Source organism: Vicinamibacterales bacterium (genome assembly GCA_036012125.1).
Lineage (GTDB): Bacteria > Acidobacteriota > Vicinamibacteria > Vicinamibacterales > UBA823 > UBA11600.
The window spans coordinates 12653-38473 of record DASCOS010000005.1 but is presented as its reverse complement, the minus strand read 5'-3'; the positions used below and the strand labels follow the sequence as shown (position 1 = coordinate 38473).

Genomic DNA, 25821 nt, shown 5'->3' with positions numbered 1-25821 from the left:
ACGCTTTCCAGCATCGAGGAGGACTCCATGTCGTTTTCGCGACGCACATTTGTAAAGACTCTCGGGGTCGGAGGCGCAGCAGCGCTCTCTGGCGCCTACATCCCAAGAGCGTATGACTTGCCTTCGTTTTGGACGCCAACCTTACTGGCACAGGAAGGTCCATTACTGCTGCACAACAACGAGAACCCACTGGGTCCTGGCGATAGGGTGCTCAACGCGATCCGCGAGCACATTGCACCGGACGGTGCACCCGTTGGGCGCTATCCGTTCCAGTTAATGCGTAACCTTGTGGGAGCAATTGCTCAGCGGTTCGAGGTTCAGCCTGGAAACGTGATTGTCGGCACCGGCTCGACCCAGGTGCTCCGGACAGCTGTCATGCGCTACACGAGTTCGAGCAAGCCGCTCGTGACGGCGACACCAACTTACGAAGAGTGCACACAGTATGCCCAACTTCTCGGTCATGCCGTCGTCGAAATTGGTCTCAACGACCGGCTTATGCTCGACCTAGATGAGATGGCAGAAGCCGCCAAGGGTGCCGGGATGGTCTTCCTGAACAACCCAAATAACCCGACTGCGACGGTGTATCCAGCCGATGAAATTAACGGGTGCATCGACAAGATCCTGACGGCATCACCCGACACCCGCATCCTCGTGGACGAGGCGTATCACGACTACGTGACCGACCCGCGTCACGAGACGCAGATTCCGGCTGCTGTGAAGAATAATCGCATTCTGGCTGCGCGTACTTTCTCAAAGGCGCACGGTATGGCGGGCCTCCGGACGGGCTATGGCATCGCCCACGAGGACATGATTGGCGAGCTCAGGGAGTTCCATAGTGGCAACACAATCAACACGCCTGGGGTCATCGCCGGTAGCATCTCGATCCTCGACGTACGGCGGCTCAATGAGGAGTCAGCCCGCAATACTGAAGCGCGTCAGTACACGATTGACTGGTTCAAGAACGCGGGCTTTGAGGCTACCGATTCGCAGACCAACTTCATCTTTGTCAAGACCGGGATGAACGCGCAGGAGTTCCGTGACGGCAACCTTGAGAATGGTGTAATGGTTGGTCGGAACTTCCCACCGTATGAGGAGGAGTGGGCGCGCATTTCCATCGGCACAATGGAGCAAATGGAGCAGGCAACCGAATCGTTCGCGAAGGTGCTCCGCGTCAACGCAACAGCGGCCGCCTAACCGGTTTACCAGACCCGGCGCATCGGACACCACGGTGTGTCGGGTCGTTTCGTCTCCCGTCCCAGTAACCGCCGGCCTGTTTCAGTATTCCCGAGTGGTCCAATGACTGGCACGTCTCCAGGTGGTGAGCTTAAGCGCTCGCTGACGCTTGTGCCTACGACGGCACTAGTCGTGGGCACGATCATCGGTGCATCGATCTTCGTGCAACCGTCGGAGATCACGGCACTGGTCCCGTCGCTCGGTGGCGTCGCGGCTATCTGGTTCGCAGCCGGCGTTCTGACGTTTCTTGGTGCATTGGTCTGTGCCGAGCTAGCCTCAGCTTTTTCACGTACGGGCGGTGTCTACGTTTTCCTGAACGAAACGTATTCGCCAGTGGTGGGTTTTTTGTGGGGTTGGGCGATGTTCTGGAGCATGCATTCCGGAATCCTCGCTGCTATTGCCGTCGTCTTCGCCCGCTATGTTGCGTTCTTCGTGCCCCTCAGCGACATTGGTATCCAACTCGTAGCCGCCGGAGCGATCCTCGTGCTCTCGGCGATCAACTATCGCGGTATCAAGCACGGGAGCCAGTTGCAAACTACCTTCACCATTGGCAAGGTAGCCGCTATCGTCTTGATGATTACGGTAGGACTGGCGCTTGCGCCAGGCGATTCAGGTGGCGCAGCAACTGCCGCGCCGCAGGCCGTCGACGGTGTCGCCGGCGAGGTGTCATGGACCGCGATTATCCAGGCGCTGATCGCTGGGCTGTTCGCATTCGGCGGGTGGCACATGGTGACCTATGCCGCGGGTGAAACCATCGACCCAACACGCACCATCCCGCGTGCACTGCTTGTTGGCACCGTCATCGTCACGGTTTGCTACGTTGCGCTGAACGCAGTCTACATGTATGTCCTTCCACTCGACGTCGTCATCTCCTCGACACGGGTGGCCGCCGATGCGGCTGAGGCGTTGATTGGGAACGTCGGCGGAGTTTTGATGTCGGGGTTGGTCATCTTCTCTACCTTTGGTGCCTTGAATGGCATCATCTTGGCCGGCCCACGTGTCTATTACTCAATGGCACAGGATGGCCTACTCTTCCGCTGGGCCAGCCACACGCACCCAACGTTCCGGACTCCACATCTGGCGATCGTGCTGCAGGGTGTCTGGGCTGCGGTCCTTGTATTCACTGGCACCTACAGTCAACTCTTCTCCCGCGTCATCTATGTTGAGTGGATCTTCTTCGGACTGATGGGACTCGGCTTGTTCATCCTGCGCCGACGTCCCGACTATCGGCCCGCCTATCGCGTTGGCGGCTATGCTGTCATTGCTGCCATTTTTGCCTTAGCATCCGCGGTCATTGTGCTGAATCGTCTGATTACTGAACCGGCCGAGGCACTTTCAGGTTTAGCGATCGTGCTACTCGGCGTGCCGGTGTACTACTTTTGGCTGGCGCGACCGAAAGGAGCGTAGACCCTTTTCGTGGCCATCATCGATTTTCACAACCATTTCTATCCGCCGAGCTACCTCACCGCCGTCCGTAACGGCAAGAGCACCATAACCCATACGACCGACAATGACGGGAATCCGGTGCTGCACTACCCCGGCGACTACAACATCGTCGTCCCCGAGCATCGCGACGCTAACTTGCGTGATCAAGTGCTAGCCGAGCATGGCATCGACACTCAGGTGCTCACATTCACGTCTCCCGGTACTCATGTCGAAGCTCCTGAAACGGCTGTTGCGCTGGCAACGGAGATCAACAATGACTTCGCCGAGATCGTACGGTCGAGGTCACGGTTCACTGCGCTGGCCACGCTCCCACTGAACGATCCGCTGGCGGCGGGCATCGAACTCGACCGGGCGATGACCCAACTCGGGTTCAAAGGCGCCATGCTCTTCAGCAATGTCAACGGCACGGCACTGAGTGACGAATGCTACTGGCCGATGTACGAGAGGGCGAACGATCAGGGCGCTGTGCTTTACATCCATCCCATTCACCCTGTGGGCGTTGAGGCGATGACTGAGTACTGGCTGATGCCACTGCTCGGCTTCGTCTTCGACACGACCTTGGCCGCAGCCAAAATCGTCTTTAGTGGTGTGACTGAGCGATTTCCGCGCATCACCTGGGTCCTCGCACACCTCGGCGGCACTGTGCCCTATCTGGCCGAGCGGCTCGACCGTGGCTTCTATGCGTTTGAGGACTGCCGCCAGCATATCGACCAACCACCCAGCACCTACCTGAAACGCTTCTATTACGATACGGTGAATTTTGATTCGAAGGCGGTCCAACTCGCTATCGACTTTGCCGGTGTCAGCCACGTGATTGCCGGCAGTGACTATCCTCACAAGATCGGCAGCCTGCGCAAAATGCTCGATGGTATTGCCGGCCTGTCGATCTCCGACCAGGCCCGGGCCGACATTTTAGGTAACAACACTGCTAGGCTGCTTGGTTCCTGAAGTGCGGAGGCGCTTCTTACCACCCAAAACCACGGTTAACACTCTGCCGTGGCCGACAGCCAGGCGTCAACCGACATCCTATCAACGGCAGTGAGATAGACTGGCGTTTCACGTTCTTTCCACACTGACTTGGAGTTTGCATTATGCGAAATCGTCCACTGCTTTAGCTAGCCGTCCTAGTGCTCATTCCTGCCGTCGCGATTGTTGCTCAACAATCGGCATCCGTAACTCGACGCATCCCTCAGTTCGAGAACGACCACGTCAAGGTGTGGAAAAGTATCATCCTGCCGAATCAACCGCTCGCCATGCATCGTCACGAGCATTCCCGCGCGCTCATCGCTCTGACCGACGGGAATCTCGATATCGTGCAGAGTTCTGGCAAACGGGAAACGGTCCAGTGGCAAGCGGGAAACGCTTACTGGCTCACGCACGATGAGCCCGGCACGTTACATGCCGACATCAACAACTCTGGTCAACCGATCGAGGTTATCGTCGTGGAGTTGAAGAACGACCGATGAACTGTCAGCGGACGGGATTACGAGGTGGTTTGATACAGTGACCACGTGACCCGAACGAGGTGGCGGGGCGTGGTGGCCGGACTCGCAGTGGTGATGGCAATCGCCGCGTGGTGGCAGCTGACACCAACTAAATCCACCACCACGATTAGCGGCGCTCTTCGCGATGCAAACCTCCTGCTTGTCACGGTCGATACCCTACGAGCCGACCGGGTCGGCGTCTCCGGTCTGACCCCAACCCTCGACGCCCTTGGCGCACGCGGCCTTAGCTTTTCACACGCTTACGCCCACGCACCGGTCACGCTACCCTCTCATGCGTCGATCATGACAGGGCTTACCCCGCCCGTCCACGGCGTGCGCGACAACGGGTCCTACCGCCTGGCAGAGGCGCGGACCACGCTCGCCGAAATTCTTCGCACAGCGGGCTATCGGACCGGCGCCTTCATCGGCGCGTTCGTGCTCGATGCCCGGTTCGGGCTGGCACAGGGATTCGACGAGTATGACGACCGGTTCGATGAGGTCGCGGCGTCGTTCGCCACTAACTTCGTCCAACGCCGAGCTCAGGAGGTCCTTCGGCGAGCTGGTGATTGGATTATGACTGTCCCCAACCAAGGTGGGACCCCCGTGGAGTCGACGCCGTGGTTTGCCTGGGCCCATCTTTTCGATCCCCACGATCCGTATGACGCCCCGGAACAATACGTATCCGAGCCATATGACAACGAAGTTGCGTTTACTGACGCCGCTCTCGGTCGGTTTTTTGCACGGCTCAGGCGAGCTGGCCTGCTTGACAACACCCTGGTCATCGTCACCGCTGACCACGGTGAAGGGTTGGGCGAACACGGTGAGGTGACCCACACCCTGTTCGCCTATGACACGACGCTCCGCGTCCCGCTCATCATCGCCGGTCCGGGCATTGCGCCGGCCGTGCGTGACGTGCCGGTTTCCCACGTTGACCTTTTACCGACGGTGCTCGATTTGCTTGCACTCGACCCCCCGGCCGGCCTGGACGGACGGTCACTACGCATGGAACTCTCAGCGAACACTCCCGTGCCAGTGGTCTATTTCGAAGCATTGAACGCGAACCTAACGCGCAACTGGGCTCCGCTCACCGGTATCGTTGCTAACAGATGGAAGTTCATTGATTTACCGATCCCGGAGTTGTATGACCTCCAGGTAGACCCAGATGAAATGACCAATGTCTTCGTGCAGCAGGCCGCACAAGCCGGCCGCATGCAAGCCGCCCTAGCCCCCCTTAAAACGCTCGGAACCTCTGCGTCCGCCCGCGTTACCCTGGATAGCGAAGTTGAAGCTCGCTTGCGAGTACTCGGCTACACCGCGAGCCGCATGGGTCGCCAACCCCTCGAACAGGTATACACCGAGGCTGACGACCCGAAAACGCAGCTTGAGGTGCACCTCGCCTGGCGTGAGGTACTTACCCAACTCGCTACCGTGCTGGCAGACCCTGCGGGTAAGCAGGATGCCCTTCGGATTCTCATGGCTCAGATTGAGGAACATCCCCGATTCGCACCGGCATATACCGCAGCCGCGACACTCTTGATCGACCTGGGACGTTCGTCCGAGGCGGTTACCGTGTTGGATGCGGCGATTGCCCTCGGCTTCGATACCGACGCGGTGCGCGAGCGACTCAGCCTTGCGTTGTTAAACGCCGGTGACCACACTCGCGCGGCTGGAATTCTCGAGACGCTTGTTGTCGTGGACGCACCGTGGGCGGATGACGTCAACCGCCTCGGGGTAGCCTATGGCGCATTGGGTCGTGTCGACGCTGCACGGACCCAATTCCGGCGGGCCCTAGAAATCGACGCCACCGCTGAAATTTGGAAAAACTTGGGGGTGATTGAACTGCAGGATGGCAATACGCCAGAAGCCATCCTCGCCTTCGAAGAATCCACACGTGCGGACGCAGCCTATGTATCAGGCTGGCGACTTCTCGGTGCCGCGCTCAGACCGACTGACGTCGCCGGTGCACTCATCGCTTGGCGGCGGGTAGTCGACCTTGTCCCGGCAGACGCTGACGCTCTGCTTGATCTCGCGGCCCTCCTGGTCGAATCGGGCGCCCAAGAAGATGCGCGCCGTTACCTCGAACGCTACCTCGAAAATATCGGCACCGACGAAAATCCGACAGCTGTGCAGAGGGTCAGGCGTCAGCTCATCGCATTGGGAAACCGCTGAGCTGGAGTGCCTGTTCGACCACACTCATCGGCTGAGAGGACTTGTAGCAACCGCCGATATAGCCTAGAGGCGCATAATCGAGATAATGCAGCCAGATTTTATTTAAGATGTTTGTTTTCACCTATTTAGATAATGATTCCCAAGATCCATTTTTCTGAATATAGTGCTTCAAAATGCCTCGCAAAGTATGGTATTTTTAGCAAATCCAAACAATTGAATATAGATTCTGTTTTTTGGTGAATCTGGTCACAATTAAGAAGAAATATGTCGTTTTTAGGCCTATTATTGCGTGCTTGCAAGATGGCCCGGCTTTTGCTTGTATATGTGGTGTGGTTCTGTCTATTTTTCTTGCGTTAGCACGGAAACGGGGCTTAAAACCACTTGATTTCATGGAAACTGGATGCAAATCGGCTCTTTCGTTTCGTTCACTGTTGTTCGGCGTTCGTTTTGAGGAGGAAAACTGCATGAGAAGAAAGTCACTACTGCTCGTCGTTAGTGCGCTCCTGCTGTTCGGTGGAGCAACCGACGCGATGAGTCAGCAGTTTACGGGCACGATGCGTGGCGTCGTGTCTGACGCGCAGGGGATTATCCCCGGCGTGACGGTGACACTGACCAACGAGGGCACCACCGTAGCCCGTGAAACAATCACCAACACCGTTGGTGAGTATACGTTCCCCGCTGTGACTCCAGGGACCTACTCGGTCCGCACGTCGCTGCCCGGTTACAAAACCTACGAGCAGCGTGGTATCTCAGTCGGCACCGCAACAGCCTTGACAATCGACTTACTGCTGGAAGTTGGCACGGTCGAAGAAGAAATCACTGTCACGGCTGACGCCCCGCTCATCGAGACGTCAACCGCTTCGGTTGGCGACACGTTGGACCGGGAAATCCTAGAGACGCTGCCGGCCCCGGGCCGCAACGCCTTCTTGGTTGCAGTCACAATCCCGACGGTTACCCCGATCGGCGACCCGCAGTTCAACCGCCAGCAGGACCAGTCGAACGCCTCGCGTATTTCGCTAGGTGGCGGCGCCATTCGTAATAACAACTACCTGCTGGACGGGGTCCCGATTACCGAGCTGAACAACCGCGCGGTCCTGAACCCGACGATCGAATCATTGTCCGACGTCAAAGTTCAGGTCCACACCTACGACGCTGAAATGGGTCGTACCGGTGGCGGCGTGTTCAACACGACCGGCCGGGTTGGCACCAACGAGTTCCACGGTAGCGGTTTCTACCAGACTCGTCCGGTGTGGGGACAGTCCATGAACTACTTCTCCGGTCTCAGTGGTGAAACGAAGGAGTCCAGTGGTATCTCCGCCTCCTACTACAGACTGTATGGCGGCGGCATGGGCGGTCCGATTTTACAGAACCGGACCTTCTGGTGGTACGCGATGGAAGGCTATCGTTCCTTCACAACGCGGAACCAGACCCAGACCTGGCCAGGAACGAAGCAGCGGGTTGGTGACTTCTCCAATTCCTCCATCAATGGAGTTTCGACTCGCATCTGGAACCCGTGGTGCCGTGGCATAACCACCGCGACCGCACGGTGCCCAGCAACTGGTTCAGGTTCGATTGCTACACCTGAGTTCACCGGTGCCATTATCCCGACGAGCCATGGGGCCCTGAGTCCAGCGGCGAAAGCCATCACTGCTCTCTGGCCGACCACAACCGTCAGTGGCAAGTCCTACGATGGCACAATTGAAAATGGTGACAACAACGTGGGTGACACGTCGCGCACGATCGACTTGGCCGACATGTACACGTTCAAGGTGGAGCACAAGTTCACTGACAACTGGTCGCTCTCCGGGATGTATATTTACAACAAGACGGACGAACCGTCATACTCATACATCCTCCCCGGCACTGCGAAAGACGACTACTTCTCGTCCAGTGGTGCTTGGTATCTCGAGCGGCGACCGCACGTGCTGGTGTTCAACAACACGAACATCCTGAACGACAGCACCGTGCTCACCATGCGCTACGGGTGGACCCGTTGGCTCGACGCCACAACGCCTGGCCTCTACGAGCCTGGCGCGGCTGGCCTCGGCTTCGATTCCAGTTACACGAGTGCCCTTGAGGCTACGCTCGGCCAGAAGATGATCCCGCAGATCAACTTCGCTGGCGACGTCGGCTATTTCGACGTTGGCAAGAGCGCCGGTTCAACCGGTCGTGTATGGAAGTCCCCGTTCGCGCTCAACGCAGCCGTCTCAAAGTTGGCTGGTAGCCACAGCTTCAAGATCGGTGGCGACTTCCGCGAGATGGGCATCGCTACACCGACCCGGTATCGTCAAGCTGGTAGCTTCAGCTTTGACGAGCGGTTCACGTCGGACGGTTCAGGTACTGGCGGCCACGAGTTTGCTAGCTTCCTCTTGGGTGCACCGCACTCCGGATATGTGGATGCTAACCGTGGCTTGATGGACCTGTATGTCCGCTACTGGGCTGCATACATCCAGGATGACTGGCGTGTAAATTCGCGCTTCACGCTGAACTTCGGCGTGCGCGTGGACCACGAAGACGGCATGCGCGAGAAGCAGAACCGCTTCACCTACCGTCTGAACAAAACAGTCGATAGCCCGCTCAACGACGTCTTGAACAGCAATGGCGTGACGGTTGAAACGGCCTTGGGTCGGACGATTAAGGGTGGCCTTGAGTTCGCAGGCGTTAACGGAGCGCCTGAGCAGCACTCGAACATGGAGGCTCTTCGCGTGTCACCTCGACTCGGAATGACCTACTCCCTCGACGACCGCACGGTCCTACGAGGCGGGTATGGGATGTTCTACGCGCCTTGGAACTTCTCGAACAGTAACCAAGGCCAGGTCGGGTTCACGCGAGCGACTGACTTGACCCAGTCCAGTCCCGGTGCTGAGCTTCCACTCACGGCGCTTGACAACCCGTACCCGAACGGGCTGCAGTCGCCGGTGGGCTCTACGCTAGGCCTGCTGACTGGTGTCGGTGGCGGCATCGCCTACGTGGACGACACCCAGACCTCTGGGCAGGTTCACCAGTACTCGATCGACGTTCAGCGCGAAATCGGCAGCGATATGGCGTTGACAGTCGGTTACACCGGTGCGACTGGACGTGCTATTGGCTATTGCGGGTCGAACAGCTCCTGCAGACCCAATATCAACCAGATTCGACCGGCTGCTGCTAGGGCTGCCTACCCAGGCTCCAATGGATGGGACCCGGACGCGCTGCAAGCCAGCGTGGCCAACCCCTTCTACGGAGCCGCGGGTGCGGGTGAGTTCAAAGACCGTGCGACCATCTCGGCCGGACAGTTGATTAAGGACTTCCCGCAGTACACGAATGTCGAAGTGTTGCAGATGAACTCGGGCGGAAAGCGCCAGTACAACGCATTGGTGTTCAAGCTCGACAAGCGGACCGGCTCCAGTGCTTGGGGCGGCCGTTTGAGCTACACCCTAAGCAGCACGAAAGACAACCAGTGGGGGCAGAGCAGTGGTTATGCCAGCCGAACGGCAACGCCGCAAGACGCCTTCAACATGAATGTTGGTGAGTATGCCACAAGCATCTTCGACTCCCCGCACCGGGTCATCCTGGCTCCGATCATCAGGATCCCAGGTCCGGGCGAAGACATGGGCTTTGCCAACATCCTCTTCGGTGGCTGGACAATGTCCGCGGTTGTCGAACTGGTTAGTGGTGCTCCGCTTAACGCCGTTGCTAGTAGTGGGCAGTCTTCCACCAACTGCGGCGGCGCGTGTGGGCGTCAGCGACCCAACGTTAGTGGATCCGCCAGCAGCTCTGGTTCCGACTCGGCCCGCGTGGCCTCGAAGGGACAAGAGTCCGCTCGCTGGTTCAACGCCTCTGCCTTCACCAACGCTGGCAAGGGTGTCTTGGGATCCGCTCCGCGCACAATCACCGAGGATCGCTATCAGTTCCGGAAGAACATTGACATGGTCATTGCGAAGGATACTGAAATCGGTGCGGGCGCTGTAGCTCAGGTACGATTCGAGCTCCTGAATGTAACGAACACTCCAAAATTCGGGGGAATTAGTTCGAACGCGTATAACAGCTCGAGCTTTGGCCGTGTAACCCAGCAGGTTGGGTTCATGCGGATCTGGCAGCTCAGCTTCCGTCTGACTTACTAGGACGGTAGTCAAACTGCCCGACGAACAACCAAGGGGCGGCCTACGGGCCGCCCCTTTTTTTCGATTTTTACAGACGTCTTTCCACCGGGTACAGGTAAAGCAGCCCCTCTATGACCTGTGCTCTTGACAGTACAGCGGTTCTCAGCGATGGTGGCTGGAGACGAATTGATGAAGAAAACAATGAGAAGCACTCGGTCTGTGGCGGTCGTGACGACGGGGGTCCTCGTAATCGGCATCCTCTCGTTTTCCCATGCCGTCCCTGCCGCGCAGCAGGTCCAGCAGCTCCTTCACCAACGTCAGGAGCTAGACCAAACCCTGTGGCAGGCTGAGGAACAGGCCCAGCACTACGAGCAGCGGATTGTCCGACTCTGGGACGAACTGCTTCGCAGTAATAACAAATACGAGATTCTGAAACGTTTTCCACTGGCCACTCTAGTAATCGGCGAGGTCGAGAAACACGACTCACTGGCGCATGGCATCACGCGTGCCCGGTTCGGACCAGCCCACCGTGAACTGTCGTCAGCGGCCTGGAAAGCGCGCCTAGACGACTTCGCGAAGCGGGGTTACGTGATTGACCAGACCGAGTGGCACCATAGTCGCTTTGTGCCGGCCGAGGGTCCCCGACCTGCGCAGTCTGAAGTGTCCGCCACCATCCACGCCGCACGCGAAGAGCCGCCGCACCGCGTGATTCTCCAAGCGACGTTGGACATTACATGGTCCCCGCGTGTCGATGCACAGGACCTCCCGATTCCCGACCGGATCGTGGTGTCTCACCTCGATGTACTGGAACGGCAGGCTCAGGCAGCCTTCCGGAAGGTGTTTGAATTCGCGCGGACAGCGACCCGCTTTCCCTTGGAGCCACTTATCGTTTATGACCTCGACGGGGATGGCCTATCGGAAATCATCCTAGGCGGTGCCAACTCAGTTCTGTGGAACCAAGGGGCGGGCCAGTTCGAAGTGGCACCGTTCCTTGACGGGACAGACCATGTCTTCGCCGATGCAGCCATCCTTGCGGACTTTACGAACGACGGCTACGTCGACTTCATCGGTGTCGACATCGCACGCTACCCTCTCTTATTCGAAGGAAACGCTGAAGGACGATTCACAACCACCGGACACCGGATTGTGGATGCCACATTCGAACAGCCCAAGTCGTTTACGGCCGGTGATGTTGATGGCGATGGCGACCTGGACCTCTTTATCGCCAACTACAAGAACGCATACGAGGGTGGCCAGATGCCAACTCCGTATTACGACGCCAATGATGGGCATCCCGCTTACTTACTCCGGAACGATGGCGACGGTAACTTCACTGACATGACGGAGGCAGCTGGACTAACGGCCAAGCGGTTCCGCCGAACCTACAGCAGCTCACTGGTCGACCTCGATGACGATGCCGACCAAGACCTCCTCGTGGTCAGCGACTTCGCTGGCTTCGATATGTACTTGAACGATGGCCGTGGCCGGTTTACCGATGTCAGCGACCAGTTCGGGGAGCATCGGCATCTCTTCGGTATGTCGCACACGTTTGGCGATTATGACCTCGATGGGGCGATGGATTTTTACGTCATCGGGATGAGCTCAACGACCGCGCGGCGCCTGGAAAGCCTCGGCATTGGGCCCTCGGATAAGCCCGAACATAACGCCCTACGTGCGGCAATGGGCTACGGAAATCGCATGTTTCTCCGCCGCGGCGATGGCTACGAACTCGCGCCATTTAACGACCAAGTAGCCCGTAGCGGGTGGTCCTGGGGGACCTCAACCTTTGATTTCGATAACGACGGTGACCGAGACATCTTCGTCGCTAATGGTCATCTCAGTGGTAATAGCACCGCGGATTACTGCACAACCTTCTGGCGCCACGATATTTACACTGATGACTCGCAGGACAACGCCGCACGAGAAAACATGTTTCAGTTCGTGATGTCGCCGTTACAGGAGACCGACATTTCGTGGAACGGCTATGAGCATAAAGTGCTCTGGATGAACGAGGGGGGTGGAACATTTACAAATGTCGCCTACCTCTTCGGTGTAGCGTTTGAGTACGACGGCCGTGCCGTAGTCACCGATGACCTGGACGCCGACGGGAACGTCGACCTATTGGTCGTCGAGTACAAGTCCGGTGGCGGGACAGGCGACAACAACGATTATCGACTCCACGTCTACCAGAATCGTCTGGCCGAGTCAGGTAATTGGATCGGGGTTCGCTTGCGGGATGTCGGTAACGGATTCTCAACGGTCGGCGCGAGGGTAACGCTCGAGAGTAGCACGGGGTTACACGTGGGACGTATCGTGACAGGGGACTCCTACTCTGCTCAACACGCGGCGACTGTTCATTTCGGCCTCGGCCAGCTGACCGCGGTGGAGGCCATTAACGTGCAGTGGGCCAACGGGGCACAGCGCCGGATCGAGCGGCCAGTTATTAACCAATACATCACCGTAACACCCGAACCATCGCCAGAAATCGGGTTCGAGTGAAGAGAGTCACGCTTGTCTGTGAGGAACGTGTCATGACCCATTTCGGAGGACGCTGGCGTCTGGTGGCCACCGCTGTAGGACTTCTCATAACCGCTGCCCTTGTGGCAGCGCAACCTGGTTCTCAGACAGGTTCAACAGCTCCTACCAGTGCCCAGCCATTTCTCGCCGCCCGGGCGCAACTGGATCAAACGGTGTGGGCTCCTGAAGTCCTCGCGCAACACTACGAGCGGCGGTTTGTGCAGTTATGGGACCGCTTGTTGCAGGGAGACGACAAGTATGGCGCCTTGGCGAACTTTCCCTTCTCAACGCTCCGCTTTGGCCTACCGGCTGGTCAGGAGTCGCTCGACTTAGGCATTCGCCGTACGACCTACACCGGTACTGCCAGGAACCTATCACCTGAAGCCTGGGGAACGCTCCTTGGTCGGTTCCAAAGCGAAGGGTATGCCATCGAACAAACAGAATGGCATCACAGCAGCTTTGAGCCGCCGCAAGATGACCGTGCCGCCCGGTCAGAGGTCTCGGCAGTGGTCCACGCCGTTCGCGAGAATCCACCCCAGCGGGTGATCGTGCAGGCGAAGCTTGCGGTAACTTGGTCATCACGGGTTGATGCGCAGGATGTCCCGATTCCTGACGTCATCGAGGTCGCTGACCTCCAGATTCTTGACCGGCAGGCCCCGTCGGCGTTCCGAGAAGTCTTTCAGGTGGCGAGTACAGCCACCCAACGCCCCTTGCAGCCACTTCTCGTCGAGGACCTCGACGGGGACGGACGGTTAGAAATTGTGATGGGGGGACGGAATCGAGTGCTGTGGAACCGCGGCCCAGGACAATTTGAATCAGCACCGTTTCTGAAGGATGACCATGCGATTGCTGACGCGGCGATCCTCGCTGACTTTACTGGGGATGGGCATCTGGATTTCGTGGCCGTCGACACTACGCTGTATCCGTTGCTTTTCGAAGGCGATGCTGGAGGCCAGTTCACCAAGCCCGCACAGCGACTTGCCGACGTCCAGTTCAAACACCCAAAGGTTTTCACGGCCAGCGACATTGACGCTGACGGAGACCTCGACCTCTTCATTGCCAACTACAAGAATTCCTACACAGACGGCCAGATGGCATCACCGTACTACGACGCAAACGACGGCTATCCAGCGTATCTCTTCCGTAACGACGGCAACGGTATTTTTCGTGACATCACCGAGGTAGCAGGACTGGGCACCAAGCGTTTCCGTCGGACCTACAGTAGTTCGTTCGTGGATCTCGACGACGATACCGACATGGACCTGATCGTCGTCAGCGACTTCGCTGGTCTTGACCTTTATTTGAATAATGGCCAAGGGCAGTTCACCGATGTGACCGACACCCTCGGGCGAGACCGACATCTATTCGGCATGTCGCACACGTTCGGCGACTACGACCTCGATGGTAATCTCGACTTCTACGTCACCGGTATGGGGTCAACCACCGCGAGACGTCTCGAGGGCATGGGGCTCGGGCCGGATGATAAGCCAGAACATAACGATTTACGGTCCACGATGGGTTATGGCAACCGAATGTTCGTCCGCCGTGGCGACAAGTTTGGCGTCGCAGCGTTTAACGATCAGATCGCCCAAAGTGGGTGGTCGTGGGGCACTTCATCGTTCGATTTCGACAACGATGGCGATGAGGACATTTTTGTAGCAAACGGCCACATTAGTGGAAAGAGCATTCAGGACTATTGCACGGTCTTTTGGCGCCATGACATCTACACCGATGATTCCCAAGATAATGTCGGCCGAGAAAATATGTTCGATTTCGTGATGTCACCATTACAGGACACCGCGATCTCCTGGAACGGCTATGAGCATAAAGTGCTCTGGATGAATGAGAGAGGTGCGCGCTTCACGAATGTCGCATATCTACTCGGGGTGGCCTTTGAGTATGACGCGCGTGCGGTCGTGACGGATGACCTTGACGGTGATGGCCACGTAGATCTTCTTGTGGTCGAATTCCTGTGGGAAACCGATAACCATACGTTGCACGTGTATCAAAATCGCCTCCCTGAAGCTGGGAACTGGATCGGCGTGCGGCTTCGCGAGGCTGGTCCCGGACTCTCAACAATTGGAACCACAGTCACGCTGCGAACCAAAGCAGGTTCCCAGATGAGACGCTTCGTCACTGGTGATTCATTCTCGGCACAACATTCGTCAACTGCCCACTTCGGGCTTGGCAGTCAAACCGAGGTTGAAGCAATCGAAGTGCGCTGGCCAAACGGTAGGATACGGCGGATTGATCGGCCAGTCATTAACCAGTACCTCACGGTGCAGTCGCCCGTCGGCACACATTGAGACGCGTCACCGGTCTAAGAACCTGCTCAACAAACATTGCGGATAGGTCCTACGGCCAAGCCGGGTTGGTGGTGGCCAAAGCTTGGAGGGAGACATGCGGATTATTCGGTTCCTCGATGGAGCAGGACAGGAGCACTTTGGCGCACAAGTGGACGACGCCACCGCTAAGGTGTTTCGCGGCTCACCGTTCGACGGTGGCACAGTCACGGACCGTACCGAGACCATCGCCAAGCTGCTGGCTCCTTGCTGCCCGCCGGCAATTTTTGCGATCGGACTTAACTACCGGCGGCACGCTGAGGAAGTAAAAGCCGAGATTCCAGAATATCCGGTCATTTTTCTTAAAGCGCCGGGGTCGCTGCAGCATCCTAGTGAACCAATCCGGCTACCTCGGGTTGAGCCGACTGAGGTTGACTACGAAGCAGAGTTAACGGTCGTAATCGGCCGGAAGGCAAAGAACGTGTCCCGGGACGACGCATTAGCCTACGTCTTAGGTTACACGTGTGCTAACGATGTTTCGGGACGGCGCTGGCAAATCCACCGTGGTGGCACTCAGTGGTGTCGTGGGAAAAGTTTCGACACGTTCTGCCCCCTCGGGCCAGCGATTGTCACGAAGGATGAAATTGCTAATCCGAACAGTCTGAGGCTACGGACAACGGTCAACGATGAAGTCCTTCAGGACTGGAACACCGACGACATGATTTTCGATGTCCCTAGCCTGGTGAGCTTCGTCAGTGAGGACACCACATTGCTCCCTGGTACCGTCATCCTCACCGGCACGCCGCATGGAGTTGGATTTACCCGCCGGCCGAAACGCTTTCTCCAAGCAGGCGACCGCGTCACGATCGAGATCGAGAAGATTGGTCGATTGGATAATCCGGTTGAGAAGGAGGCATGAGGGACGTCACCCTCTTCAGATAGTCCTATCGGGCGGCCACACGTCGCAGCAGCACGTCTAGCTGCTCTTGATATTCATCGCGTTTGGCGGGATCGCCACTCTGACCGTAGTAATCGATGAGTTGCTCGTAGGCCGGCACGAAGTACGGATTGTGGTAAAGCGCCGCTTCCCAGTGCGGCACGCCGTCTGCTGGCCGGCCCGATACCGCGTGGAACAATCCAATGTTGAAGTGCGCTTCAGCATTTGTTGGGTTGACCTCAAGCTCACGCTCAAAGTATGGAAGAGCGAGTTCCCTGCGTCCCTGCGTCATCAGCGTGACGCCGAGATTATTGTTTGCCTTGGGTGTCAATGGGTCAATCGCCAAGGCCCTCCGATACTCCGCGGTCGCCTGACCCGGTTGGTCAAGTTCCTCAAGAATCCGCCCGACGTTCACGTGCGCGATGGGCGCATAGGCCGTGTCACGGGTCGCGCTGACCCAGTAGGTCAGTGGATCGCGGAAGGTGGGCACGTGCCGCAAAGTAAGTACGCCGAAGACAATGGTCAGGACCACAAGGACATACCGGGGTCCGGTCCACCGCCATTGATTACCCGCCAGGGAGGTCAATTGGGACAATCCGATCGCCAGTCCCAATAGCGGCACATAGGTCCTATGCTCATACGCCGGCAGGTTGGGGACCACTAACGGTGGCAATAAAAACAGCACAAACCAAGAGAGTACGACCGCCATCCGGCGTGTCGGTAGCCAACGCAAAGTCACGCTGAGAACGCCCACCGCTAGCACACCAAGCCCAAGGGCGCGCGGTTCGACAGATGGCATCACATGGAGGCCCACCGGAAAAACGGCCTTGCCAAAATACACAAGCAGCTGGGGAAGATTGCGCGCGACGGTCATCAACGATTCACCCGGTGTCGCAGAGACTTCGCCACCGGCCAGCGCAAGGTGTCGGACGGCTATCCACACAGTAGCTGCTCCAAAATAGCTCCACGGCAGCCATCGGACCTTTCGGTAAAAGTCCAATCGGTCATACCAAAGCCAAACGACCAACCCATACGCCGGCAGCAGTACTATGCCGGTTTCCTTGGTGAAAAGGGCAAGCCCGAACGTCACAAGATGAAGCCAAAATCCCCATGCCCGCCTATCCCGCACAGCTGCATCCAGCCCTATCAAGGACAGCAAGGCAAAGATGGCGAGTAAAGAATCGTTGCGCCCGACGATCCAGCTGACTGTCTGCACCGTGAGTGGATGCACAGCGAACAGGAGTGCCGCCCCAAAGGCCGCGTAACGACCCGCGCCGAGACGCAGGGCTAACCCAAAGAGAAGTACAACAACAATCGCGTGCAAGATTAGGTTAGTGGTGTGATAGGCCGCCTGGCCTCCACCATTGAACTGTGCGTCGACCATAAACGACAGCACTACCAACGGCCGATAGTAAGTCTCGAGACTGCTTAGTTCACCGTCAACCTCAAAGTAACTCCGTAGAAAGACACGGGGTGCGTTGGACAGTTCTGACAGGAATGCCTGATTGCCAGCAATGAGGTCCGCATCGTCAGCCCGGACAAACCCGAAATCGACGGTCTGCCCGAACAGCAGTAGACACACCAGCACTAACACGCCACTTAGACCTACGAAGACCAAGTTGACGATCTTTACTGGCGCATCTAACGGTTGGGGAGTTCGTTGTCCGTCAGCCACAGGATGTGGTCCTATCTCTCAAAGCCTATCACCGGAGGCGGATTCCGTCTGCTGAGCACACCAGCGAACCGGACGGGAGGAAAAGACCAGAATCGAAAGTCTGGACCTGGATTGTCGTGTGAGTCGAAGACTGACGGTCTCAGAGCATGCCGAGCTGTAACTTGGCCGCGTCCGACATCCGCTCCGGTGTCCAAGCGGGCTCCCACACAACCTCAACGCTTGCGTCGGTTACACCCTCGACGCTTGCGGTTCTTGTTTTCACCTCACCAGGCAAAATCTGCGCGGCTGGGCAATTTGGGGCAGTCAAGGTCATTGTGACCCGCACGTTATGATCCGCGTCCACCACGACGTCATAGATCAACCCTAGCTCATAAATATTCACCGGGATCTCGGGGTCGAACACAGTTGATAACGCTTCAATGATCTTCGGCTTGAACTTGAGTGTCGCCAACGGGTCACCCACGACTTTCTTCGTAGCCTGAGCGGGGACTGGTGCCTCGACCGGTGGAGTGTTCATCGCCGATGGCGCTGAAGCGTCCATTGGTGAGTCTCCATGTATCTTACTGTCTTCATTGGACTTATCTATCAACTGAGAAGGCTGGCGGTCGTCATCCGACTCTAGAATATCCATTGTTACTCCGTCGTGGCGACCTTGTGGTCTGCCTCGATCGCCGCTCGCAAGGTGTGCCACGCCAGCACCGCGCACTTGACGCGGGCCGGGTAGGCTCGCACTCCTGCAAATACCGAGAGTTTCCCCAGCGCGTCGGTGTCGGGCTCCATCTCTGCGTCGGCCGTCACCATTTCTTGAAACCGTGCAGACAGTGTCCGAACTTCAGCGAGTGTCTTACCCTTAACACTCTCAGTCATCAGGGACGCAGACGCTTTTGAGATGGCGCAACCGCTGCCGGTAAAGGCAATCTCGCAGATCACATCGCCCTTCAGACCGAGATGTAAGGTGAGCTTATCGCCGCACAACGGATTATAGCCCTCTGCGCTACGCTCAGGTTCCTTGAGTTGCCCGAAGTTTTTCGGTCGCTTGTTATGGTCAAGTATGACCTCCTGATAGAGATCGCGAAGATCAAACATTACGCAAACACCCGGCGCACCTGTTCGAGCGCTACGACCAACGCGTCGATATCATTGCGCGTGTTGTACATCGCCAGTGAGGCTCGAGCTGTCGCTGGAACGCCAAACCGGTCCATGACCGGCTGAGTACAATGGTGGCCTGTCCGGATAGCCACACCCTCTCGATCAATAATCGTGCCAATATCATGTGGATGTATACCTTCCATTACGAAGGACAAAATGCTGGCCTTCTCCGAAGCGGTTCCGATCAGCTTGAGACCGGGAATCTGCTGGAGCGCGTCCGTCGCGTACGCCAAAAGTTCGCGTTCATGGAGTACTACTTGATCGAACCCAAGCCCGGTCAAATACTCGATGGCCGCACCGAGTCCTATAGCACCAGCGATATGGGGAGTTCCCGCTTCAAACTTGTAGGGGATTTCGTTGTAGGTTGTCTTCTCAAACGTCACCGAACTGACCATATCGCCACCCCCCTGATAGGGTGGCATCTCCTCGAGATGTTCCGCTTTGCCGTAAAGTAACCCAATACCCGTCGGACCGTAGAGCTTATGCCCGGTTGCCACATAGAAATCACAATCCAGAGCCTGTACATCCACAGGAAAGTGATAGGCCGCCTGAGCACCGTCGAGTAACACCGCCGCACCGTGCTGGTGAGCGAGTTCCACAATACGGGAAACAGGATTGATCGTACCTAATGAATTAGACAGGTGTACCGCTGCCACCAACTTTGTACGTGATCCAACCAAGCGTTCGAACTCCTCCCAAATGAGTTCACCGTCGTTGGCGATCGGCACCACGCGAAGAAGTGCGCCAGTTTGCTCGCAGAGCAGCTGCCACGGAACAATGTTCGAGTGATGCTCCATGCCAGTGACGACGACCTCATCGCCCTTCCCAATATGCCGGCGGCCAAAACTCTGCGCAACGAGGTTGATTCCTTCGGTAGCATTCCGTGTAAAGATCATCTCTCGAGCTTGGCGTGCGTTCAGGAACCGCTGAGCCGTGAGACGTGCCGCCTCGTGTGCCTGGGTCGCCGCCTCACTGAGGTAATGAACCCCTCGATGTATGTTCGCGTTGTGCTCTGTGTAATACCGCGTGAGCACATCGAGAACGACCTTGGGTTTCTGAGTAGTTGCTGCATTATCAAGGTAAACAAGACGACGACCTCGAACTTCCCGATCCAAAATTGGAAAATCCTGGCGGACGCGGCCCGCATCGAAACTCGGTGGGGAAGCGGTCGATGCCGAGGCTTGACTCACGCCGTCTCCCCAGTAGCAATGGTGGGCAACCGGTCAAGCAAGATTCGGCCAAGTTCCATTTGAATTGGTTTGTGACGGACTCGGTTCAGGACGTCGGTGGCAAAAGCCTGAATCAGGATTCGCCGAGCCTCCTCACGTCCCAGACCACGTGCTCTTAGGTAGAACAGTGCGTCTTCATCCAATTGACCGACCGTCGCCCCGTGGGCACATTTCACGTCATCTGCAAAAATTTCGAGTTGCGGCTTAGTATTCACTTGCGCCCGCTCTGAGAGGAGCAGCGCCTTGTTCGACTGCTTCGCGTCAGTCTTTTGGGCATCCAGCCGAACGATAATCTTTCCATTGAAGACCGCCCTACCGTCACCATCCAGAATCCCTTTGTAGAGCTCGTGACTGGCACAGTGCGGTGAAGCGTGATCAATCGTGGTGTGGTTGTCGATGTGCTGTTTCCCTCCGGCTAGGTAGAGACCGTTCAACGTGCACTCCGCACCCTCGCCATCCAGCACGACACCAATATCGTTCCGCACCAACGCCCCACCTAGCGTGATCGAATTCGATGTCACCATTGCATTCCGCGCAAGGCGCGCCTGCATGCCAGCCACATGATAGGACTGGAGACTTTCGCGCAGTATCTTGCAGTGATGAACGACGCTGCCAGCGCCAGCATCAATCTGGGTTACGGCGTTGGTGAAATATCCCGCATCGCGTAGACCCGCGTAGCTCTCAATAACACTAACCTGACTGTTCTCACCCACGAGCAAGAGCACTCGTGGATGTGTTACCACCGCTTCTCCGGATGCAGTTGAAATAAATATTACGTGTACGGGGTCGCGCAGAACGACGCCGTCGTCTATTCTAATGACTGCACCATCCTGCAGAAACGCTGTGTTGAGCGCGAAAAACGGCTGCCCGCCGTCCGTCCCCAAGCTGACCAGGCATGGCTCCTCTGCATCCAATCCAGTCGCCAATGCGTCACCGAGACATTGAACTGCCACGCCAGGTGGAAGTGCGCCGGTTTCCGAGAGTGACACTGAAAGCCGGCCGTTGATAAATACCAGCAGAGCCCCCGACAACTCCGGAATCAGAAAGCGTATGATCTGGTCAGCGGTAACTTCAGCGAGGGCTCCTAATGCGTAGGGGCGATTGGCGATCGGCGCAACACTGGTAAACCTCCAGTCCTCCATACGCGTCGTTGGAAATCCAAGACGACCAAAGTGCTCCATAGCCTTTTGCCGAAGCGACTTCAGAGGGGCCGAGACACCCTCCTTGTCCCCGCCATCCTGTAGGCGGTCGAAGTCCGCTTGGTAGCCCTCGTACACCGCGGAGACTTCCATGGTGGACGTAGCGCTCACGCCCTGACCTCCTCGGCAGCAGAGTCGATCCACCCATAGCCCTTCTCCTCAAGCTCCAGCGCAAGCGCCTTACCTCCCGATTTCACAATCCGGCCTCCCGAGAGCACGTGCACAAAATCAGGAACTATGTAATTAAGCATGCGCTGGTAGTGGGTGACGACGACCGTCGAGCGATCCGAGCTTCGCAGCGCATTTACGCCGTTCGCTACGATCTTCAACGCATCAATGTCGAGTCCCGAGTCGGTTTCATCAAGAATGGCGAGCTTCGGCTCGAGCACCGCCATTTGGAAAATTTCGTTGCGCTTTTTCTCGCCCCCCGAAAACCCATCGTTCACGGGTCGGTTGAGGAGCTCCGGGCTCATCTCAAGCACAGCAAGCTGCTTTTTCACTAAGGTCATGAACTCTATTGCGTCGAGTTCGGATTCTCCACGATGCTTTCGCACTTCGTTAAGCGCTGCCTTGAGAAGATAAGCATTATTGACACCGGCAATCTCAACCGGGTACTGGAAAGCCAGAAAGACCCCAGCGCGTGCACGTTCCTCGGGTTCCATGTCTAGCAGATTCTCGTTTTGGTACCGCGCTGTCCCACTCGTCACGTCGTACTCAGTTCGTCCTGCTAAAATCCCCGCCAGCGTGCTCTTGCCAGAGCCGTTGGGCCCCATGATCGCGTGCACCTCTCCCGCATTCACCGACAAGTCAATACCTCGCAAGATCTCCTTACCACCTACACTGGCGTGTAGTCCCGTAATCTCCAACATCGCGTTGCCTCTATGACTCTGTAGAAATGATATGTCCGGATAAAAGAATGGGTTCTCTTAGCGGGAAAGGACTTGACCATCCGAAGTCCGCTTCGGAGCACCAACGGGCCACTTCGGCGACCTAGCCGACGCTACCCTCCAGACTCACCCCAAGCAGCTTCTGCGCTTCCACTGCAAACTCCATGGGAAGCTTTCTAAAGACATCCTTACAGAACCCACTAACGATCATATTCACCGCGTCCTCCGTCGACAGCCCTCGTTGTCGGCAGTAGAAAATCTGGTCTTCCCCGATTTTTGACGTGGATGCCTCGTGCTCGACCTGCGATGAAGTGTTGCGCACTTCAAAATACGGAAACGTGTGCGCACCGCAGCGGTCACCGATCAATAGCGAGTCACATTGCGAATAGTTTCGCGCGTCGGTAGCACCTTTGCCAATCCGGACAAGCCCTCGGTAAGTGTTCTGGCCGTGCCCCGCGGAAATGCCTTTCGAGATGATCGTGCTCCGGGTGTTGCGACCAAGGTGCACCATTTTTGTACCGGTATCAGCCTGCTGCCGATTGGTCGTAACGGCAACCGAATAGAATTCACCGACCGAATTGTCGCCCTGGAGGATACAGCCGGGGTACTTCCAGGTGATGGCCGAACCGGTCTCCACCTGCGTCCATGTAATCTTCGAATTATGCCCGGCCGCTGTCCCACGTTTAGTGACGAAGTTGTAAATCCCGCCCTTTCCATCCTTATCACCCGGATACCAGTTTTGGACCGTTGAGTACTTGATCGCGGCGTCGTCGAGCGCCACAAGCTCCACAACAGCAGCGTGTAACTGGTTTTCGTCACGCATCGGTGCTGTGCACCCCTCAAGGTAACTTACCGAAGCACCTTCATCAGCAACAATCAGCGTTCGTTCAAACTGTCCTGTCGATGCGGCGTTGATCCGGAAGTAGGTCGACAGTTCCATTGGACACTTGACCCCCTTTGGAATGTAGGCAAAGGAGCCGTCGCTAAACACCGCCGAGTTCAGTGCCGAAAAAAAGTTGTCGGAGTGCGGCACGACTGTACCCAGGTACTTACGCACCAACTCGGGATGATCGCGAACCGCCTCAGAAAACGAGCAAAAGATGACACCGAGCTCGCCCAATTTCTCACGAAATGTCGTGGCAACAGAAACGCTGTCAAAAACTGCATCCACAGCAACACCAGACAATAATTTCTGTTCCTCAAGCGGAATCCCAAGTTTTTCGAACGTGCTTCGGATTTCCGGATCCACCTCGTCCATGCTCTTGAGCGATGGCTTCTTTTTTGGGGCCGAATAGTAGCTAATCGCCTGGTAGTCGATTGGGTCGTAATGGACGTTTGGCCAAAATGGTTCAACCATCGTTGTCCAGAGACGATAGGCCTTGAGCCGCCACTCGAGAAGCCATTCGGGCTCTTCTTTCTTAGCCGAAATTAGCCGAACGACGTCCTCGCTGAGTCCCTTTGGAATAGTGTCGGCCTCAACGTCAGTCACGAAGCCGTATTTGTAGTCCTGGCTCGTGAGTTGTTCAATCGCCTTCGTCGCTGTGCTCATCTGGTCTACTGCCGCTCAAGAAAATCGTCACAAGATAGGCCACTGGTCGGCCATATCTCGCACAAACCGCTCAATAAAAAAGCCCGACCATTTTAGTCGTATATAGATTTATACCACGGGGTCATGCTCTTGCCAACCCTTCTCAAGCAGGACTTTAGGGCTCCTGAATCAGAAAGTCTTTGGTCTCATTGAAGGGAAGGCGTGGTCAGCCAAAGCCAGGACGGGACTGATCCTTTTGGGTTCTGCAAGGACTTCTCTGGGAGCAAAATGGATGACCTAGGCCACTGTGCGCTCATGAGCTGGGAAGAGGGTGCTAATAGCCATGCCGACTACAAAGACCGCGGTGGCTCCAACAACATTTAGCCACAGAAACGAGATACTGCTGGTCACTGCAACGTAGGTTACCGTGACCATTCCACCAACCAACCCCCAAACCGCTCCGAGCGATGTCGCCCGCCGCGTGCCCACGGCAAGGATGAACACGCCCAGTAACGAGCCATAAAAGAAGGACCCGAATCGATTTACCACCTCGATAAGTGACCCAAGGTTTGCGGCATACACCGCCACGAGGGAAGCAAAAAGTCCCCAGAAGCCAGTGACTGTTTTCGATACGCGGAGGTAGTGCTGGTCAGACGCGTCGGTGCGAATGTGACGACGATACATATCGATTACGGTCGCGGTCGATAGTGAATTTAGCTCGGCAGCAATGCTTGACATGGCTGCAGCAAAGATAGCGGCGACGATCAACCCAACCAGGCCGATCGGTAATTCGGTCGTCACAAAGGTTGGGAAAACATAGTTCACGTCATTGTAGGAAGCATCGTCTGTGACTTCCTTCACCAGTGATACGGCCCGCCCACGAATCGTAGTCAAGCTCCGCTGATGTTCAACAAAGGCAGCCTGGGCCACTCTCGTCGCAGCGGGGTTACCCGTCCGGCGGGCCGTTACCGCATCACGGACCGCAGCCCTCCGCACATCGAGCACGTTCTGAAACTCCGTGTCGAGCGCCGTCCACTCCGCCGCTCGTGAACTTGCTTGCATCTCCGCTTCGTGTACCGGATTAAAAAGCATTGGTGGAGCTTGGAACAGATAGAACGTAAACACGAGTACGCCGGTTAGCAGGATCAGCGCTTGGAGCGGGATCTTCACGAAGGCGCTCATCAGGAGCGAGCGTCGTCCTGCGTTGACTGACTCGGCGGTCAAATAGCGTTGCACCTGACTCTGATCACATCCGAAGTAGCCAAGCATTAAGAAAAGCCCGCCGATCAATCCTGACCAGAACGTATAGGTCTCGTTCAGGTCGAACTGAAAATCGATTGTAGTAAGTCGACCCGTCGCACCCGCAATGTGTAGGGCCTCGCCGAGGCCAACATCTTCTGGTAGTCCCAAAACGAGTGCGAACACCACCGCCGCCAAGCCCGCCACAATAACGACCATCTGTTTCACGTCGGTCCAAGTGACCGCTTGCACGCCACCAAACATCGTATAAAGTGTCGTCGGCAACCCGATTGCAATAATCGTCAAGGTGAGGTTGAACCCCAGCACAATCGATAGGATCACTGCCGGCGCCGCGATAATTACACCAGCCTGCAGCCCCCGCGACATTAGGAAAAGTAAGCTCGCGAGCGTCCTAGTACGCACGTCGAAGCGACGTTCGAGGTACTCGTAGGCCGTATAAACTTTGGCTCGATAGAAAAACGGCACGAGCGTGAGTGACAAGATGATCATCGCTACCGGTAGGCCGAAGTAGAACTGCACGAAGCGCATGCCGTCGGCGTAGCCTTGACCCGTCGTCCCGACGAGTGTGATCGCGCTCATTTGGGTTGCCATGACGGTGAGGCCCACAGCCCACCACGGTAGGGAGCGGTTAGCTAGAAAGTAGCCCTCAACCGCTGAGGAGGTTTTAGTCCGCTTCAGGCCGTCGTAGACCACCCAGATTAGGTATGCCGCAACGATGAACCAGTCGACTAAATGCATGGGTTT

Annotated in this window: 17 protein-coding genes; 9 read left to right on the top strand and 8 right to left on the bottom strand. The window is 56.9% G+C overall.

Annotation, left to right across the window (positions count from 1 at the left end):
• The first annotated feature begins 27 nt into the window (after positions 1 to 27).
• From QGH09_02555 to QGH09_02515, 9 genes are all read left to right on the top strand, one after another.
• The gene (locus QGH09_02555) at positions 28 to 1194 is read left to right on the top strand and encodes an aminotransferase class I/II-fold pyridoxal phosphate-dependent enzyme (GenBank protein HJO17067.1); all 1167 of its coding nucleotides are present in this window, start codon (positions 28 to 30) and stop codon (positions 1192 to 1194) included.
• A gap of 102 nt (positions 1195 to 1296) precedes the next feature.
• Complete coding sequence (locus QGH09_02550) at positions 1297 to 2640, top strand: amino acid permease (GenBank protein HJO17066.1); 1344 nt, start codon at positions 1297 to 1299, stop codon at positions 2638 to 2640.
• A 9-nt stretch (positions 2641 to 2649) separates the two neighbouring features.
• Positions 2650 to 3627, top strand: a complete 978-nt coding sequence (locus QGH09_02545) for an amidohydrolase family protein (GenBank protein ID HJO17065.1) — start codon at positions 2650 to 2652, stop codon at positions 3625 to 3627.
• A gap of 179 nt (positions 3628 to 3806) precedes the next feature.
• Complete coding sequence (locus QGH09_02540) at positions 3807 to 4145, top strand: hypothetical protein (GenBank protein HJO17064.1); 339 nt, start codon at positions 3807 to 3809, stop codon at positions 4143 to 4145.
• Positions 4146 to 4190: 45 nt separating this feature from the next.
• Positions 4191 to 6332, top strand: a complete 2142-nt coding sequence (locus tag QGH09_02535) for a sulfatase-like hydrolase/transferase (GenBank protein HJO17063.1) — start codon at positions 4191 to 4193, stop codon at positions 6330 to 6332.
• Between the two features lie 464 nt (positions 6333 to 6796).
• Positions 6797 to 10435, top strand: coding sequence for a TonB-dependent receptor (locus tag QGH09_02530; protein ID HJO17062.1), 3639 nt, complete (start codon positions 6797 to 6799; stop codon positions 10433 to 10435).
• 168 nt (positions 10436 to 10603) lie between these two features.
• Entirely contained in the window at positions 10604 to 12913 is a 2310-nt protein-coding gene (locus tag QGH09_02525) for a CRTAC1 family protein (GenBank protein HJO17061.1), read from the top strand.
• A gap of 32 nt (positions 12914 to 12945) precedes the next feature.
• A complete protein-coding gene (locus QGH09_02520) occupies positions 12946 to 15237 on the top strand; it encodes a CRTAC1 family protein (protein ID HJO17060.1) in 2292 nt (763 codons plus the stop codon).
• 94 nt (positions 15238 to 15331) lie between these two features.
• The gene (locus tag QGH09_02515; protein ID HJO17059.1) at positions 15332 to 16132 is read left to right on the top strand and encodes a fumarylacetoacetate hydrolase family protein; all 801 of its coding nucleotides are present in this window, start codon (positions 15332 to 15334) and stop codon (positions 16130 to 16132) included.
• A gap of 25 nt (positions 16133 to 16157) precedes the next feature.
• Here QGH09_02515 and QGH09_02510 read toward each other — a convergent pair whose 3' ends face one another.
• The 8 genes from QGH09_02510 to QGH09_02475 form a co-directional block, all read right to left on the bottom strand.
• Positions 16158 to 17825 carry a tetratricopeptide repeat protein gene (locus QGH09_02510; protein HJO17058.1) on the bottom strand — a complete coding sequence of 556 codons (1668 nt, stop codon included), beginning with the start codon at positions 17823 to 17825 and terminating at the stop codon, positions 16158 to 16160.
• Positions 17826 to 17964: 139 nt separating this feature from the next.
• A complete protein-coding gene (locus QGH09_02505; GenBank protein HJO17057.1) occupies positions 17965 to 18366 on the bottom strand; it encodes an SUF system Fe-S cluster assembly protein in 402 nt (133 codons plus the stop codon).
• 92 nt (positions 18367 to 18458) lie between these two features.
• Positions 18459 to 18911 (bottom strand): SUF system NifU family Fe-S cluster assembly protein, encoded by a 453-nt coding sequence (locus QGH09_02500; protein ID HJO17056.1) that lies wholly within the window; start codon positions 18909 to 18911, stop codon positions 18459 to 18461.
• Positions 18911 to 20164 (bottom strand): cysteine desulfurase, encoded by a 1254-nt coding sequence (locus QGH09_02495; GenBank protein HJO17055.1) that lies wholly within the window; start codon positions 20162 to 20164, stop codon positions 18911 to 18913. The genes QGH09_02500 and QGH09_02495 overlap by 1 nt, the downstream gene beginning before the upstream one ends.
• The gene (sufD, locus tag QGH09_02490; protein HJO17054.1) at positions 20161 to 21513 is read right to left on the bottom strand and encodes a Fe-S cluster assembly protein SufD; all 1353 of its coding nucleotides are present in this window, start codon (positions 21511 to 21513) and stop codon (positions 20161 to 20163) included. The genes QGH09_02495 and sufD overlap by 4 nt, the downstream gene beginning before the upstream one ends.
• Entirely contained in the window at positions 21510 to 22271 is a 762-nt protein-coding gene (gene sufC, locus QGH09_02485; protein ID HJO17053.1) for a Fe-S cluster assembly ATPase SufC, read from the bottom strand. The genes sufD and sufC overlap by 4 nt, the downstream gene beginning before the upstream one ends.
• A 121-nt stretch (positions 22272 to 22392) precedes the next feature.
• On the bottom strand, positions 22393 to 23838 hold the full coding sequence (gene sufB, locus QGH09_02480) for a Fe-S cluster assembly protein SufB (protein HJO17052.1): 1446 nt from the start codon (positions 23836 to 23838) through the stop codon (positions 22393 to 22395).
• Between the two features lie 276 nt (positions 23839 to 24114).
• Positions 24115 to 25815, bottom strand: coding sequence for a sodium:solute symporter (locus QGH09_02475; GenBank protein HJO17051.1), 1701 nt, complete (start codon positions 25813 to 25815; stop codon positions 24115 to 24117).
• Positions 25816 to 25821 lie beyond the last annotated feature (6 nt).